Source organism: Rhizobium deserti (assembly GCF_004358025.1).
In the GTDB taxonomy this organism is placed as follows: domain Bacteria; phylum Pseudomonadota; class Alphaproteobacteria; order Rhizobiales; family Rhizobiaceae; genus Neorhizobium; species Neorhizobium deserti.
Genome location: NZ_SMTL01000003.1, coordinates 151,601 through 165,310 on the forward strand (window position 1 = coordinate 151,601; position 13,710 = coordinate 165,310).

Genomic DNA, 13,710 nt, shown 5'->3' on the forward strand with positions numbered 1-13,710 from the left:
TCAACCCGTGGCGGCTAGCGACATTTCAGGTTTCATGGACTGGCCCCGCGAGGCCGCGACAACCGCATCGACGTCCAGGATGAGAGCAACGCGACCATCCCCGAGAATGGTGGCTGCGGCAATGCCCGGAACGTGGGTGTAGTTGGCTTCCAGCGACTTGATGACGACTTGGCGCTGGCCCTGGATGGCATCGACCATCAGAGCACGCTGGCCGCCGCCTTCCGATTCCACCAGCAGCGCCACGCCTTCGACGGGGTTGGCCTGCGTGGCGCGGAAGTTCAGGATCCGCCCGACGTCCACCAGCGGGCAGAAGGAGTTGCGGATCGAGATGAGCCGCTGCGTCGCGCCGAAGGAATGGATGGCGGACGCTTCCGGCTGCAGTGTCTCAACGATGGCCGTGAGCGGAACGACCAGGGTCTGGCCGGCGACCGTGACCACCATGCCGTCGAGGACGGCCAGCGTCAGCGGCAGGCTCATGGTGAAGGTCGAGCCGAGGCCCGGACGCGACGAGATGGAGATGCGGCCGCCAAGTGCCTGGATCGAGCGCTTGACCACGTCCATGCCGACACCGCGGCCGGAAATGTCCGAAATTGCGTCGGCAGTCGAGAAGCCGGGTGCGAAGATCAGGTTGTCGATTTCTTCGTCCGACAGATTGGCGTCGGGGCTGATCAGGTCATTGTCGATCGCCTTCTGGCGAACACGCTCGCGGTTGATGCCGCCACCGTCATCCTGCAGCTCGATCAGGATGCGGCCCGAACGGTGTTTTGCCGTCAGCTTGATCGTGCCTTCCGGATCCTTGCCGGCCGCTTCGCGCTTTTCAGGCGATTCGATACCGTGATCCACTGCGTTGCGGATCATGTGGGTCAGCGGCTCGGCGATCTTATCGATGACGGTCTTGTCGACTTCGGTGTTTTCACCTTCGGTGACCAGACGGATCGACTTGCCCACCATGTCGGCGACTTCGCGGACGATACGCGACATGCGCTGAAAGACCGGCTTCACCGGCTGCGCGCGGATCGCCATAACCGAGTCCTGGATCTCGCGGGTGAGCTGCTGCAGCTCTTCAAGGCCCATGTTAACGGCCGAAGTGCCGGTCGCATCGTTTTCGACAACGCTCTGGGACAGCATGGCCTGGTTGATGACGAGCTCGCCCACCAGGTTGATCAGGCGGTCCACACGGTCGAGATCGACACGGATCGTCTGGCCGGCTGCAGCTGCTGCCGCAGCCGCATTGTTCTGGGCAGCCGCTGCTGCCGCTGCCGCCGGAGATTCCTTTTTCTCGGCGCGTGCCGGAGCCGCACTTGCGGGCTTGGAAACCGCTGCGACAGGAGCGGATGCAGGTTTTTCTTCGGCGATCGGCGTCTCGTCGAGGGCCGAAAGATCGAATGGCACCGGAACCATCGGCAGCTCCTCGTCACGGGCATCTGCCGCAGCGAGCTTTACTTCCAGGTCGCAGTCCCATTCGGCAAATTCGAAGACGCTGCGGATGTCGTCTTCGCTTTTGCTTGTCTTGATCGACACCTTCCAGGAGAAGTAGGAGTCTTCCGGGTCCATCTTGTCGAGGTCCGGCAGGGCATCCATGTCGCAGTTGATACTCATTTCGCCGAGACGGGACAGATCACGCAGCAGGAGCGCTGCTTCGTTGCCCTTGGAATAAAGTTCGCGGCGTGGCTTGAAGCTGATCTCGTAGGTCGAGCCCTGAACTGCAGGCTCCTCGTCATCGCCGAAGCCTTCAAAGGTGAAGGGAACCGGTTCGAAACCGCTGTCGTCAGTAGGCTTGGCTGCTTCGGCCTTGGCCGCTGCCGGCTTGGGAGCCTCGGCATGCGCTGCGGGCGGCGCTTCGCCATTGGCAAGAGCTTCGAGCTCCTTGACCAGAGTGCGCGTTCTCGATTCCTCGACACTGCCCCCATCACGCGAGGCACTAACGAGGTCAGCCAGCACGTCGGCCGATTTCAACATGACCTTGAGGACGTCCTGGGACGGCTCGAGCTTGTTGGAGCGGACACAATCGAGCGTCGTCTCGAACACGTGCGCAAAGGAAACGAGGTCATCTAGACCAAAGGCGCCGGCACCTCCCTTGATGGAATGAACGGCACGGAAAACGGCATTAACCGTTTCGGGGTCGCGATCCCCGTCGTTCAGCTTGAGAAGACCCGACTCCAGTTCAGCGAGCTGCTCTTCGCATTCCTGAAAGAAGATCTCTTTGATTTCGTTCATATCCATCGGAAGAATTCCTGGCTCAGGCGGTTACACGCTCGATCGCGTCGATCAGTTTGGCAGGATCGAAAGGCTTGACGATCCAGCCTGTCGCACCGGCCTGGCGGGCGCGGTTCTTCTTTTCCGCATCGCTTTCCGTCGTCAGCACGAGGATCGGTACGGCGCGATATTTCTCATTGCGGCGAACGCCTTCGATGAAGCCGAAGCCATCGAGACGGGGCATGTTGATATCGGTGACGATGACGTCCGGGTTGGCGCCTTCGAGGACTTCAAGTCCTTCTACGCCGTCTTCTGCCTGGATGGTCTCGAAGCCTGCATTGTTCAGGGTCACCAGAAGCATGTTCCGGATCGTGCGGGAGTCATCCACTGTCAGTACTTTTTTCTTCATTGCTAGATCTCCTTAGCAACCAAATTTGCACCATCGATGCCGATGAGCTGCATGGTCTTTTCAAATGCGTCCGAAGCCTTCTCCACGAGGAAGGACTTCTTGTCCGACTGCCAAGCCTTGGCGCCGGCTACCAATACCTGTCCACACTGGACGCCGATCCGTTCGACCTGCGATGCATCGATCGTGACATTGCTGCCGCGCATGGCCATCAGCTTGCCGTGAAGGGCAGAGGCTTCGTTGAGGTCCAATACCGAAGACAGCTTCAAACTTCCCGGTGCGGCTTTCTTGGGCGCCATCAGCTTAATCCTTGTCGTTTCTGATAAAGAGTTTCGACGTTGTTCACTGGCTCATCAGCCATGTGACCGACTGCAACGAGTGCAGGTTCGGGACGGGCGGGATGAGCAAATTTCGAGGGTTGCGAGAACCGGTCCTGCCGCGCGATGCGAAATTCCCGCACCGTGCGTCCGAGTTCGAGAATAACGGTATGCAGTTCATCGGCACCCTCACCCGAGCGCCGTGCAACCGCCGCCGTAGAGGCGACGTCCTCGCCAAGCGAGCTTATTTCGGTCGTGACGCGATCGAGGCTGCCGGCCTGTTCGCCCGCTTCATGGGCGATGCCGCCGATCGCATCGTTGATTTCGGAAACCTGGCGAACGATGCCATTGATCGCATCCTGGGTGCGGTGAACCATCTCGACGCCGGCATCCACCTGCGTCTTGGTCCCGGTGACAAGCGTCTTGATCTCGCGCGCGGCCTCGGCGGAGCGCTGCGCAAGCGCCCGGACTTCCTGCGCCACAACGGCAAAGCCGCGGCCTGTTTCTCCCGCCCGGGCGGCTTCAATGCCGGCGTTCAGCGCGAGAAGGTTGGTCTGGAATGCGATTTCGTCGATGACGCCGATGATCTGGCCGATCTTTTCGGCTGACGCTTCGATATCCGCCATGGCGGTGATTGCACGCCCGACCACTTCGCCGCTTTCTTCCACAGATCGGCGCGTTACCGCCGTTGCTTTCTCGGCAGCCACGGTTCCGGCAGCACCATGCCTCACCCTGACGGCAATATCGGCGAGGTCACGTGCAGCAATTTGCAGACGACCAGACTGGGCTTCGGAAGCCGCGGCGAAGGCACGGGTATTATCGGCAAGCGAGGCTGTCAGCGCACCGGCCTGTTCGCTGCTGCCGCCAAGGCTGCCCATGGAAGTGCGCATCTCGCCGACGGCCCGGCTCAGAAGATCGGCCAGGTCGCGATAGGCTTCAGGCACTTCGCTCGGAAGCGAGGCTGTCAGATCTCGGTCTGCGAGCGCGGCAATCACCGCTGAAAAGGTTTCGATCGCCTGAGCCTGGTCGGCGGTGCGCTGTTCGGCCAGCGCACGCTGATGTTTCTGGCGCTGCTCGTTGAACCGCAGGGATACGGCGATTTCGACATCGACCATGACGAGACGGATGAGCGCGCCGACAAGATCGGTCAGTTCCTGTTCGCGCTTGCGGCCGCCCGGGATCAGCGAGCGCGGCGTCATGTCGTTGATCGCGCCGGCAACGAGGTGTTCCAGCATGACCGCATGGCCGGCGACATGCCAACGCGGATCGAGACCCATGCGGCTTTCGGTATCGGACAGGACCTTGACGCGTTCGGCATAAAGCGCGTCGAAGCGAGCGTCGGTCAGGACGCTCCAATGCGACATCTGCAGATCGTGAAGCCGCTCGATCTGGTTTTCGCTCTCGAAATTGCGGGAAGCTTCCGGAGAGGTCTGAAGACGGTGGAAAAGGTCGCGCAGGCCAGTCTTGAGGTGCCGTTCGAGCTGCGGCCTCGACCGCCGCAGCAGGTCGCGCAGATCGCCGTCGAGGCCGGCGAACGCCAGTCTCTCGCCAAGGCTACCTGCCTGGCTGCGTCTTACTTGATCTGCTGGCGAATCCTGCACTTACACTCGTCCCCACCTAGATGACCAAGCCTTACGGATTGGCATATGCTTGCCCAGTCGGTCGGTGCCGAGGATGAACGGAGAGTGCTTACCGCAGCGGATAACATCCGTGGGGCAAGGGCAACGCGGTCACCACAAGCATTCCAAACCTGATCATGAGCGGATACCGGATTGAAACCGGTACGGCTTTGCGGCTTCATGCCTCGGGATTGACCGCAGTCGTCCCATCTTGCCGTGGTCTCTTATATGTATGGTTAATTCCTTGCCCGAAGGTTAATTCGGTTTTGTCCAAGGGCGCTTTTGCCCCGGCAAAGCACATAATTTTAGAATGACACGAAATAAGCGTGCCTTATCGGCACAGCTATTTCACTGGACGGGCGGATCAAGGAGATTGGCAAGGCCCTGCTGGCCACCCTTGTCGCCGGTATCGGCGAGCGCCTGGAAGATCCGCTGCGCGTCAGCGCGCCTGCCGAGGTTCAGATAGGCATAGCCTCGCAGGGACATCAAATCCGTCTGCTCCGGTACGATCTGGGCACGCTGGTCGAGCGCGATCAGAGCTTCGCGATATCGCCCGAGCTTGAACGCATCGACGGCCCGGTTGGCAAGGATGCTGCTTTGCAGCTCGACGGCACGCCGATTGGTCTGACCGGCATCGGCAGCCGCCACAGACGCTTTGTCGGTGAGGCCTACACGCAGATAAGCGAGGCTTCGCCCATAAGCGGCATCCGACCGTACCGCTTGCGACGCGCTCTCAGAGGCGGTCTCGAAGGCCTGTACCGCCTCCAGCGGCCGGTTGAGGTCCATCAGGCACCATCCTCGGGCCAACGCCTGCTCCGGCGCGATCTGGCGGCTGTTGCTCGTGGTCCAGCACCGACTGGTCCCGGAAGAAGACCGGGCAACGACCACTCGTTCCCGGCGCACCGGTGCCGAGCCGGGTTCAGAAGCCGCTGTTTCGACAGTGGCCCGCTCTTGCACGGCAGCCTGATCCGCCTGCCGTAAGCCGGCTCCGGCTCGAGGGCCTGTGGCAAGAGGCCGACGCTCCGGCGCCTGCGCGACTTCCGTCCGGCCGAGTTGGGCGATGCGTTCGGACCTGGCGCTCCATGCTCGTTGCACAGCCGCCAGTCCCGCCTTGTCACCCAGATCATCGCGTGACAAAGCAAGCCCGTAGGCAGAAGGTTCGTCGTCCGGCTTCCACGACAGCGCCGCCGCAAACCATTCGCCCGCCGTCTTGGGCTGTCGCATAGCCCGAGCATACCAGCCGAACTGCTGCGCTGCTGCGGCATCCCGTCCGGCGATCACGACCGGAGCCATGCGTGCCAAGACCGTTTCCTGAAGCACAGGCGGCGGCTCCAGCGCCAGCAGATTGGCGACGGCTGCGAGATAGGCCTCTTTCGAACCGTCCGAACTGTCCCGCCAACGGTAAAGAACCGTTTCGGCCTCGAGCGGCGATTTTTGCCTGATCAGCGTCAAGGCCAAGCCTTCGGCAGCCGACGCCGTTTCTTCCTTGGTAAAAGCCCGACGGAACCAGCGCTCGGCACCGCCCAAATTATCACGACGGTAATAGTACCAGCCTAGTAAGAGGGCATCGGATGCCATTCCACCCGTCTCAGCAAGCCGCTCCAGCCGCGCAAGGTGCTTTTCCGCCACGACCAGTCTTGGATCGGAATTTCCCTGGCCAACCATACGCCGCACCAAGTCGTCGCGAAGGGCTTCGAATTCTGGGGGGCCGCCCGGAGGTGTTCTTTCCGTTGCCAGCAGATCCTCCAGCATGTCGGCAGACAGCAGTTCGCTCGCCTTCTGCACCGTCGCCACACGCTCGGAAGAACTGTCGCAATTGTTGAGGATGTACAGATAAGCGTCGCGGGACCGAGCTTGCTTTTGCGTCTCCGCAAAAGCTTCCGCCAGCCTCCACAGCACGTCGATCTCGCTGCAGGTCAAGAGACTGGGATTGTCGCTGGCGATCCGGATGACGCCGTCATAGTCTTTTGCATCGGAGGCGGCACCGAGGGTAATCCGCGCCTCGGCCAGCTTGAGCCGCTCGAGAAGATCGGCAGGAGGCTGCCAGGCTGGCTCAGCCGCCTGGCGCTGGGCGATCGCTTGCCGCACTTCGCCATATCGAGCATCGGCATAAAGCTGCCACATCTGATCCAGTTGCGGATCGCCATTGGTTTGAACTGCCAGCGGATCTGCGGGCGGGACCCAATTGGGGTAAAGAGCACGCAGACGGGAAATTTCCGCCTGCAGGCGCGCTGTATCCCCGCGTGCCGCGAAATAGCGCAAAGCACTTTCGTCCACGTTGGGCGGTTGAGCTGCACCGGACTGCCCGGCACCGGGTTGCCTCTGTGCTGGTAGGCTCTGGGCCGGCAGGCTCTGGGCCATCATATCGAGCGGCTCTGGCTGCTGCGACTGGGCGACGACCAGTGACGCCGGGCCGGAAACGGCAGTCATTGATTCGGTTGGAACCACGAGCTGTGCAACGAGGCGTTCCGTCTTGCCCGTGGATGGTGGGGCGGAGCCGGTTCTTGCCGCCTCGAGGCCGACCGAGCCGGTAATCGGGCCGAATTCAACCGTCGGCTGCCGGCTCAGACCGTACAGCGCTGCGGCGACGACGCCCAATGCCGTCAGAGAGACCAGCGAAAACTTCATTTAAGCTCCGGCACTACACATACAAATAAACGATTTGTGCCATTGGCGGACACCACCAAGAGCCAAAACTCGATTTTGTGCGACAATGCGCCGAGATGGTTAACGAACATTTTAGATTTGCCTTATCAGATGGTGCCGTTGACGCGACAACTGCGTCGCTGAGTCTATTTTGACCCTGACGCGACCTGAAACGGCGACCATCGGACGATGAGCTCCGTGACTATGCGAGTGTTTTATGGCGGACAGGCATTATAATCGGACGGTGAAAGAGCAGCACAGACTTTGCCGTCGCTGGATGGTGCTCGCCCTGTTCATGCCTTTCGCCCTTGCCGGCTGCGCCGGACAACCGGTGCAGATGGGTTCGACGGTGAAAAGCGTGCCGGTCGAACAGGCCCTGGTCATGCCGCCGCCCGCTGGTCCCGGCATCGTCAGCGTCGTCGAGCGACGTTACGACAACGCCATAGAGCAGGAAATCCACCTTTCCACCTCGGCGATGACACAGGGCCAGAACAAATTGACGGTGCAGCTCTTCGGCACAACGAGCCCCTTTAAAATGAGCTCGAACACGCTGACGTCGACCCCCGTCACCCAGGCGGGCACGGCATCGGAAATGCGCCGGGCATTGCCTGGCGTGCGCATGGCTCGCTCCTTGTTCTATGTCCAGAACAGCTACGGTCCGTTTGGATACGCCTTCGGCCGCGGCGCCGGCACCGATCTCTGCATCTATGCCTGGCAGCAGGTCCGTGCGCCGACCGGAACGATCTCGCCGTTTGCCAATTACGGCTCGATCCAGATCAGGCTGCGGGTCTGCGAGGCCGGCGCGACCGAGCAGAAGCTTCTCGCCATCATGTATCATTTTACCATCCTCGGCGCGGTGGATGCCGGCGGATGGAACCCCTATGGCGAGCCTGGTCCGGTTTCTCCCGCATTGGGTGGCATCGGCGCCCCCACCTATCCGCGGCCGGCCGGCATGGAGCCCATGGTTCCTGCCCCGCCTCAAAGGCAGTCCGTTGTGGTCAGACGCCCGGCGGTGGTCACTACTTCCGCTGCTCCACAATCCAGCCCGCCGTTGGCCGCAGCCTTGGCGCCGGAGCCTATTGGCATCCGGGTCCCTTCACCCGCGATTGCGCCGTCTGACGTGGTCCGGCAGGCCGTTTCCGCTGTTCCTTCGCCCACCATTCCTTCGGTCTCCGTTGCGCCCCCTGCCGGCATGGCCGCAGCGTCCCGCGTCACCGTACCCTCCCCGTCCTGCGCTACCCAAACAGAGGGTTCCAATAGTGTCTGCCGCTGATCTGCAGTGTGCAAGCGGGCCTTGCCGGTCCCAGAGGTAACCAGTGATGCGTACAGCGATTTCCGCAGTCATATGGGCGCTCGCCAGCGTGATGATCATCATTCTGGTGACCCTGCCGATCAATACGCGCACGCAGCTGATCGCCAGTATCCTGATCGTCACGGTGATGGCGGTCATCAAGATCCTCAATGCGGAAGGAAAATGGCGGCTCGTGGCTCTGGCCTTCGGGACGGCGATGATCCTGCGCTATGTTTATTGGCGCACGACCAGCACGCTTCCGCCGGTCAATCAGCTCGAGAACTTCATTCCCGGACTGCTGGTTTACCTGGCGGAAATGTACAGCGTGGTGATGCTGGCCCTCAGCCTTTTCGTGGTCTCCATGCCGCTTCCGCCGCGCAAGGCCGCCACCCCGGGGGAAGGACGGCTGCCGACCGTCGATGTCTTCGTTCCGACCTATAACGAAGACGAAGGGCTTCTGGCCAACACGCTCGCCGCTGCCCGCAACATGGATTATCCGGCCGACAAGTTCACGGTGTGGCTGCTCGACGACGGCGGGACGGTCCAGAAACGGACATCCGCCAATGTCTCCGACGCCCGGGCGGCGGAAGCGCGCTACAAGACCCTGCAGCAGCTTTGCGAAGACCTCGGGGTTCGCTATCTGACACGCGAGCGCAATGAACATGCCAAGGCTGGCAATCTCAACAATGGACTTGCCCACTCCACAGGCGAGCTCGTGGCGGTCTTCGATGCCGACCACGCTCCCGCCCGCGACTTCCTTCTCGAGACGGTCCACTACTTCGAAACCGAACCGAAGCTCTTCCTCGTCCAGACGCCGCACTTCTTCCTCAATCCCGACCCGGTGGAGCGCAATCTTCGTACATTTGAGCGGATGCCCAGCGAGAACGAAATGTTCTACGGCATCATCCAGCGCGGCCTCGACAAATGGAATGCCGCCTTCTTCTGCGGCTCGGCAGCGGTTCTCAACCGCAAGGCCCTGGAAGTCTCAAAAGGCTTCAGCGGCGTCAGCATTACCGAAGATTGCGAAACCGCGCTCGACCTGCATGGGCTTGGCTGGCACAGCATCTACGTGGATCGACCTCTGATCGCGGGGCTCCAGCCTGCCACCTTTGCCAGCTTTATCGGCCAGCGCAGCCGCTGGGCCCAGGGCATGATGCAGATACTACGCTTTCGCTTTCCGCCGCTCAAACGCGGCCTCTCATTCCCCCAGCGCCTTTGCTACATGTCTTCGACGCTGTTCTGGCTGTTTCCCTTCCCGCGGACCATCTTCCTGTTCGCACCACTGTTCTACCTGTTCTTCGACTTGCAGATCTTCACCTCTTCCGGCGGCGAATTCCTGGTCTATTCGCTGACCTACATGATCGTGAACATGCTCATGCAGAACTACCTTTACGGCTCGTTCCGCTGGCCGTGGATCTCGGAACTCTATGAATATGTCCAGACGGTGCATCTTCTGCCGGCCGTCGTCTCGGTGATGCTCAATCCCAGAAAGCCGACCTTCAAGGTGACGGCGAAGGACGAGTCCGTCTCGGTCAGCAGGCTCTCTGAAATCAGCAGGCCCTTCTTTGTTATCTTCGCGGTGCTGGTGATTGCCTTCTGCATCAGCGTCTACCGGGTCTATGCCGAGCCCTACAAGGCCGATGTGACGCTGGTCGTGGGCGGCTGGAACCTGCTCAACATCATTATTGCCGGTTGCGCTCTCGGCGTCGTCTCGGAACGCGGCGAACGCCAGTCATCGCGGCGGATACGGGTCAGCCGGCGCTGCGAATTCGGGATTGACGGCCGCTGGTTCACCGCAACGATAGAGGACGTATCGGTGAACGGCGCGGCGATCCAGATCTATACGGAAGGCTTCCGCGGCATTGCAGCCAACAGCCAGGGGGTCATCCGCTTCCAACCTTTTAGCGACATGCCTGTTGGAGAACTGCCTGTGGATGTCCGCCACGCGGAAAGCCTTGGCGACGTCACCTCGATCGGCTGCCGCTATATGCCGCAAAAGGCGACTGATCACCGGTTGATTGCCGACCTCATTTTTGCCAACTCGGCGCAATGGAGCCAGTTTCAGACGGCCCGCCGCAATAATCCCGGCCTGCTGCGGGGAACGATCTGGTTTCTCGGCGTCGCGCTCTACCAGACGACGCGCGGCCTCGGCTACCTCGTCAAGGATTTCGGCAAGAACCGCCCCGCCGGCGAAGCGTGAGGGAGAGGGTGATGAGAAGAACTTTTCTGATCGCGTTTTCCCTCCTGCTTGCAGGTGCGGCCCTGGCGCAGCAGCCGCCTGCCCCGTTTGACATGGGCCCGGAAAGAAGCACCGGGCCAGCCACTCGTCCGAGCCCTGCCGCACCGCGACCCACACCGACCACGCCCGCGGCACCCTTTCAACCCACCCCGGCAGCGCCTTTGCCCGCAGCCAGAACGACCGCGCCGACAGCAAAAGCAGCACTGGCCGCACAAGCTGCACCGGCTTCGGCAGGCGATCAGAGTGATCCCTCCAGGCGCTATTTGGTTCCGAGCGACACGCTGCGGCTTGCGGGGGAAACGGAGCGGCGCGCATGGTCTCTTTACCTCACGGCCGAGCAGGCTGCGGCGCCGGCCAAGCTGCACCTCGCCTATCAGAACTCTATTTTCGTCGCCCCGGAACTGTCCAATCTGGTGATCAGCATCAACGACGTGCAGATCTATGCCGATCGCATCGCTGCCGCCGATCAGGCGTCGGAGCATGTCATCAACCTGCCTCCAGGGGTCTTGAAGGCTGGCAACAATATTGTGCGGTTCGGCGCAGACCAGCGCCATCGTACCGACTGCACGGTCGAATCCACATACGAACTGTGGACGGATATCGACCCGCAGAAGACCTTCCTATCCTTCGGCAGCAGCCCGGCCGGACGCTTTACCCGGCTCGACGATCTCCGCGCCGTCGGTCTTGATGGCCGTGGCAAGACCCGCTTCCGGCTCATCGTGCCGTCTCTCGACCAGCTCGCAGCCACCGATGTTTTGATGCGCCTGGCCCAAGGGCTGGCTCTGGTGGGCGGCATGCCAAACCAATCCTTCAGTTTTCAGAAGACACCGGATGGGCCGCTGCAGCCGGGCGAGCTTGCTGTCTTCGTCGGCACGCCGGAGGAGCTCCGTCCCCTGCTTCCCAACGTCACGCCGGCAGCAGCGAATGCCGCTGTTGCCAGTTTTGCCGATTATCCCGGAAGCAGCGGCTATTCCGCGCTGGTTCTTTCCGGTCCGAGCTGGCCGTCTATCCAGGGACTGATCGAGAGCTTCGTATCGTCCACGGACGGCGCTGCGACGCAACGGCGAGAAACGCTCTCGACGATGAGCTGGAACGGCATCGACACGCCGTTTCTGTTTGCCAACACGCTGCTGGACTTTTCGTCCCTGGGCGTCGGCAGCGAAGAATTTTCCGGTCGTCTTTACCGCAAGCAGTTCACGATCGGCGTTCCTGCGGATTTCTATGCCAATGCCTATGGAGAGGCGCGTATTCTGCTCGATGCGGCCTATACCGCCGACGTCCTGCCGGGCAGTCACATCGATGTCTTCGTCAACGGCAATATTGCATCCACCATCCCGATTACCTCGGGAGGCGGAGCAGTGCTGCGGCATCTGCCGATCAAGCTGACGCTTCGCCATTTCAAGCCCGGCGTCAACAGCATCGTCATCGAAGCCGCTCTGCTGACTTCTGCTGACAAGGCATGTGCGCCCGGCGCCACGGCCGAAGACAGACCGCGCTTTGCCCTTTTCGGCAGCTCACAGTTCCAAATGCCCGACTTTGCGCGCATCGCGCAGGTGCCCAATCTGGGTGCGACGGCCGGCACTGGCTTTCCCTATGCCAGCAGCAGCGATCCAGTATCGCTGTTTCTGGGGCGAGTGGACGAGAAGACGCTTTCGGCCGCAGCGACATTCCTCGGCAAGATCGCGATCGCTTCGCATCGCGTCGTCCCCGTCAGCGTGACGATCTCGGCTGCCAGGATCGCCGGTCGCAATGCCCTGTTCGTGGGATCGATTTCCGAGTTTCCCGCCAATGTCCTCGCACAGCTGAAGATCGATCCGGAAAGCAGCAGCAATTGGAGCCCCGACGGCAGCACGCAACCGTCGCCCCATCCGTCGCTCAGCCTGCAGGACTGGCAGACGCGCTCTGGCAACAACTTCCTGGCCCGGCAGTTCTCATCTCTGGCGGACTGGGCGAAGCGGAACTTCGACCTGTCGATCGCCATGCTGCGCTTCGCGCCTGCGACCGACGAAACCTATAAGCCGCCCAAATCCGCCCAGATGATCATCGCCCAGGAAAGCGACCCCACAGAGCTCGGCACCTGGACGGCAATCATCTCTCCCGACGGCAACACGCTTCAACAGGGGATGGACGCCTTTTCGAGCAGGCAGTCTTGGGAAAACCTGAAGGGCCGCATCACCGTTTACAGCGGCGCCGAAGCGGAGCCTGAAACCGTGCCGGTCAGCTGGTTCCGGTTCATGCCGACGCAGACCATTTCCTTTTTCAATGCGCGCCTGATCGCCGCCAACTGGCTGTCGGACAATATCATGTCCTATGGGCTGCTTCTGGCAGCCGGCGCCGTGCTGCTGGGACTTGCGACGGGTGGGCTACTTGCGCGGCTCGGACGCGACTAGGCCCCAGGTCAGAGGCTGGTGGGCGGCGGGCCATACTTGCCCCTGAACCTCTTGCTGACATGCAAGGAGCCTTCAAGGCCGAACCGCCAAGGAAGATCGACACCTTGAGAAATGCCGATGCGGCGGCCGGTGACGATCATCGCCGGCAGCAGCGGCGGCGTCAGCCGGAATGGCGGGCCGAACAGATACAGGCCGTTATGCTCGATGGTGATGCCGAGTGCCTGGCATAGACGGCCTGGTCCCGAACACAAAAGCAGCGGATCGGCCAAGCCACGTCGTGCTTCCATCTCGGTCATGCCTCCTACCGGCTGCAGCGCGCGGATGAGGACGGCGCTGCCGGGGCGACACACGAAATTCAGACACCAGTGTATTCCATAGGAGCGATAAACATAGGCATGCGCGGCAGGGCCGAACATGACCCGGTTGCGTTGGGTTGGCCCTCGGAAGCTGTGCGAGGCGGGATCGTCCGGCTCATAGGCTTCCGTTTCGACGATAATCCCGCCGCAGCTGCCGATATCCAATTGGAAGCCGATCACGTCGCGCGCGACTTCAACGGCGCTGCGATCGAAAAAACTCTGGTCGAATGGCATGTCTTCAAGCCGGCGG

Annotated in this window: 9 protein-coding genes; 3 read left to right on the plus strand and 6 right to left on the minus strand. The window is 61.6% G+C overall.

Going from position 1 to position 13,710, the window contains the following annotated elements:
• The 5 genes from E2F50_RS12775 to E2F50_RS12795 form a co-directional block, all read right to left on the minus strand.
• The gene (locus E2F50_RS12775; RefSeq protein WP_133316560.1) at positions 1-2,223 is read right to left on the minus strand and encodes a chemotaxis protein CheA; all 2,223 of its coding nucleotides are present in this window, start codon (positions 2,221-2,223) and stop codon (positions 1-3) included.
• Positions 2,224-2,239: 16 nt separating this feature from the next.
• Positions 2,240-2,605 carry a chemotaxis response regulator CheY1 gene (cheY1, locus tag E2F50_RS12780; RefSeq protein WP_133316561.1) on the minus strand — a complete coding sequence of 122 codons (366 nt, stop codon included), beginning with the start codon at positions 2,603-2,605 and terminating at the stop codon, positions 2,240-2,242.
• Positions 2,606-2,607: 2 nt separating this feature from the next.
• Positions 2,608-2,901, minus strand: a complete 294-nt coding sequence (locus tag E2F50_RS12785; protein WP_133316562.1) for an STAS domain-containing protein — start codon at positions 2,899-2,901, stop codon at positions 2,608-2,610.
• Positions 2,901-4,520 carry a globin-coupled sensor protein gene (locus E2F50_RS12790; RefSeq protein WP_133316563.1) on the minus strand — a complete coding sequence of 540 codons (1,620 nt, stop codon included), beginning with the start codon at positions 4,518-4,520 and terminating at the stop codon, positions 2,901-2,903. Before E2F50_RS12790 ends, E2F50_RS12785 begins: the two co-directional genes overlap by 1 nt.
• Before the next feature lie 366 nt (positions 4,521-4,886).
• The gene (locus E2F50_RS12795) at positions 4,887-7,166 is read right to left on the minus strand and encodes a tetratricopeptide repeat protein (RefSeq protein ID WP_133316564.1); all 2,280 of its coding nucleotides are present in this window, start codon (positions 7,164-7,166) and stop codon (positions 4,887-4,889) included.
• Positions 7,167-7,401: 235 nt separating this feature from the next.
• Here E2F50_RS12795 and bcsN point away from each other — a divergent pair, with 235 nt between their 5' ends.
• Genes bcsN through E2F50_RS12810 form a run of 3 tightly spaced genes read left to right on the plus strand, consistent with a single transcriptional unit; the run spans position 7,402 to position 13,104 of the window.
• The gene (gene bcsN, locus E2F50_RS12800; protein WP_133316565.1) at positions 7,402-8,457 is read left to right on the plus strand and encodes a cellulose biosynthesis protein BcsN; all 1,056 of its coding nucleotides are present in this window, start codon (positions 7,402-7,404) and stop codon (positions 8,455-8,457) included.
• A 46-nt stretch (positions 8,458-8,503) separates the two neighbouring features.
• A complete protein-coding gene (gene bcsA / locus E2F50_RS12805; RefSeq protein ID WP_133316566.1) occupies positions 8,504-10,675 on the plus strand; it encodes a UDP-forming cellulose synthase catalytic subunit in 2,172 nt (723 codons plus the stop codon).
• A gap of 11 nt (positions 10,676-10,686) precedes the next feature.
• The gene (locus tag E2F50_RS12810) at positions 10,687-13,104 is read left to right on the plus strand and encodes a cellulose biosynthesis cyclic di-GMP-binding regulatory protein BcsB (protein ID WP_133316567.1); all 2,418 of its coding nucleotides are present in this window, start codon (positions 10,687-10,689) and stop codon (positions 13,102-13,104) included.
• Positions 13,105-13,112: 8 nt separating this feature from the next.
• Here E2F50_RS12810 and E2F50_RS12815 read toward each other — a convergent pair whose 3' ends face one another.
• Positions 13,113-13,694 (minus strand): DNA-3-methyladenine glycosylase, encoded by a 582-nt coding sequence (locus tag E2F50_RS12815; RefSeq protein ID WP_133316568.1) that lies wholly within the window; start codon positions 13,692-13,694, stop codon positions 13,113-13,115.
• Positions 13,695-13,710: the final 16 nt, after the last annotated feature.

Excerpts from the sequence above, each read along its gene's own strand:
- E2F50_RS12785 (WP_133316562.1), bottom strand. The coding sequence starts at position 2,901 with ATGGCGCCCAAGAAAGCCGCACCGGGAAGTTTGAAGCTGTCTTCGGTA.
- E2F50_RS12775 (WP_133316560.1), bottom strand. The coding sequence starts at position 2,223 with ATGGATATGAACGAAATCAAAGAGATCTTCTTTCAGGAATGCGAAGAG.
- E2F50_RS12815 (WP_133316568.1), bottom strand. The coding sequence starts at position 13,694 with ATGCCATTCGACCAGAGTTTTTTCGATCGCAGCGCCGTTGAAGTCGCG.
- cheY1 (WP_133316561.1), bottom strand. The coding sequence starts at position 2,605 with ATGAAGAAAAAAGTACTGACAGTGGATGACTCCCGCACGATCCGGAAC.
- E2F50_RS12810 (WP_133316567.1), top strand. The coding sequence starts at position 10,687 with ATGAGAAGAACTTTTCTGATCGCGTTTTCCCTCCTGCTTGCAGGTGCG.
- bcsN (WP_133316565.1), top strand. The coding sequence starts at position 7,402 with ATGGCGGACAGGCATTATAATCGGACGGTGAAAGAGCAGCACAGACTT.
- E2F50_RS12795 (WP_133316564.1), bottom strand. The coding sequence starts at position 7,166 with ATGAAGTTTTCGCTGGTCTCTCTGACGGCATTGGGCGTCGTCGCCGCA.
- bcsA (WP_133316566.1), top strand. The coding sequence starts at position 8,504 with ATGCGTACAGCGATTTCCGCAGTCATATGGGCGCTCGCCAGCGTGATG.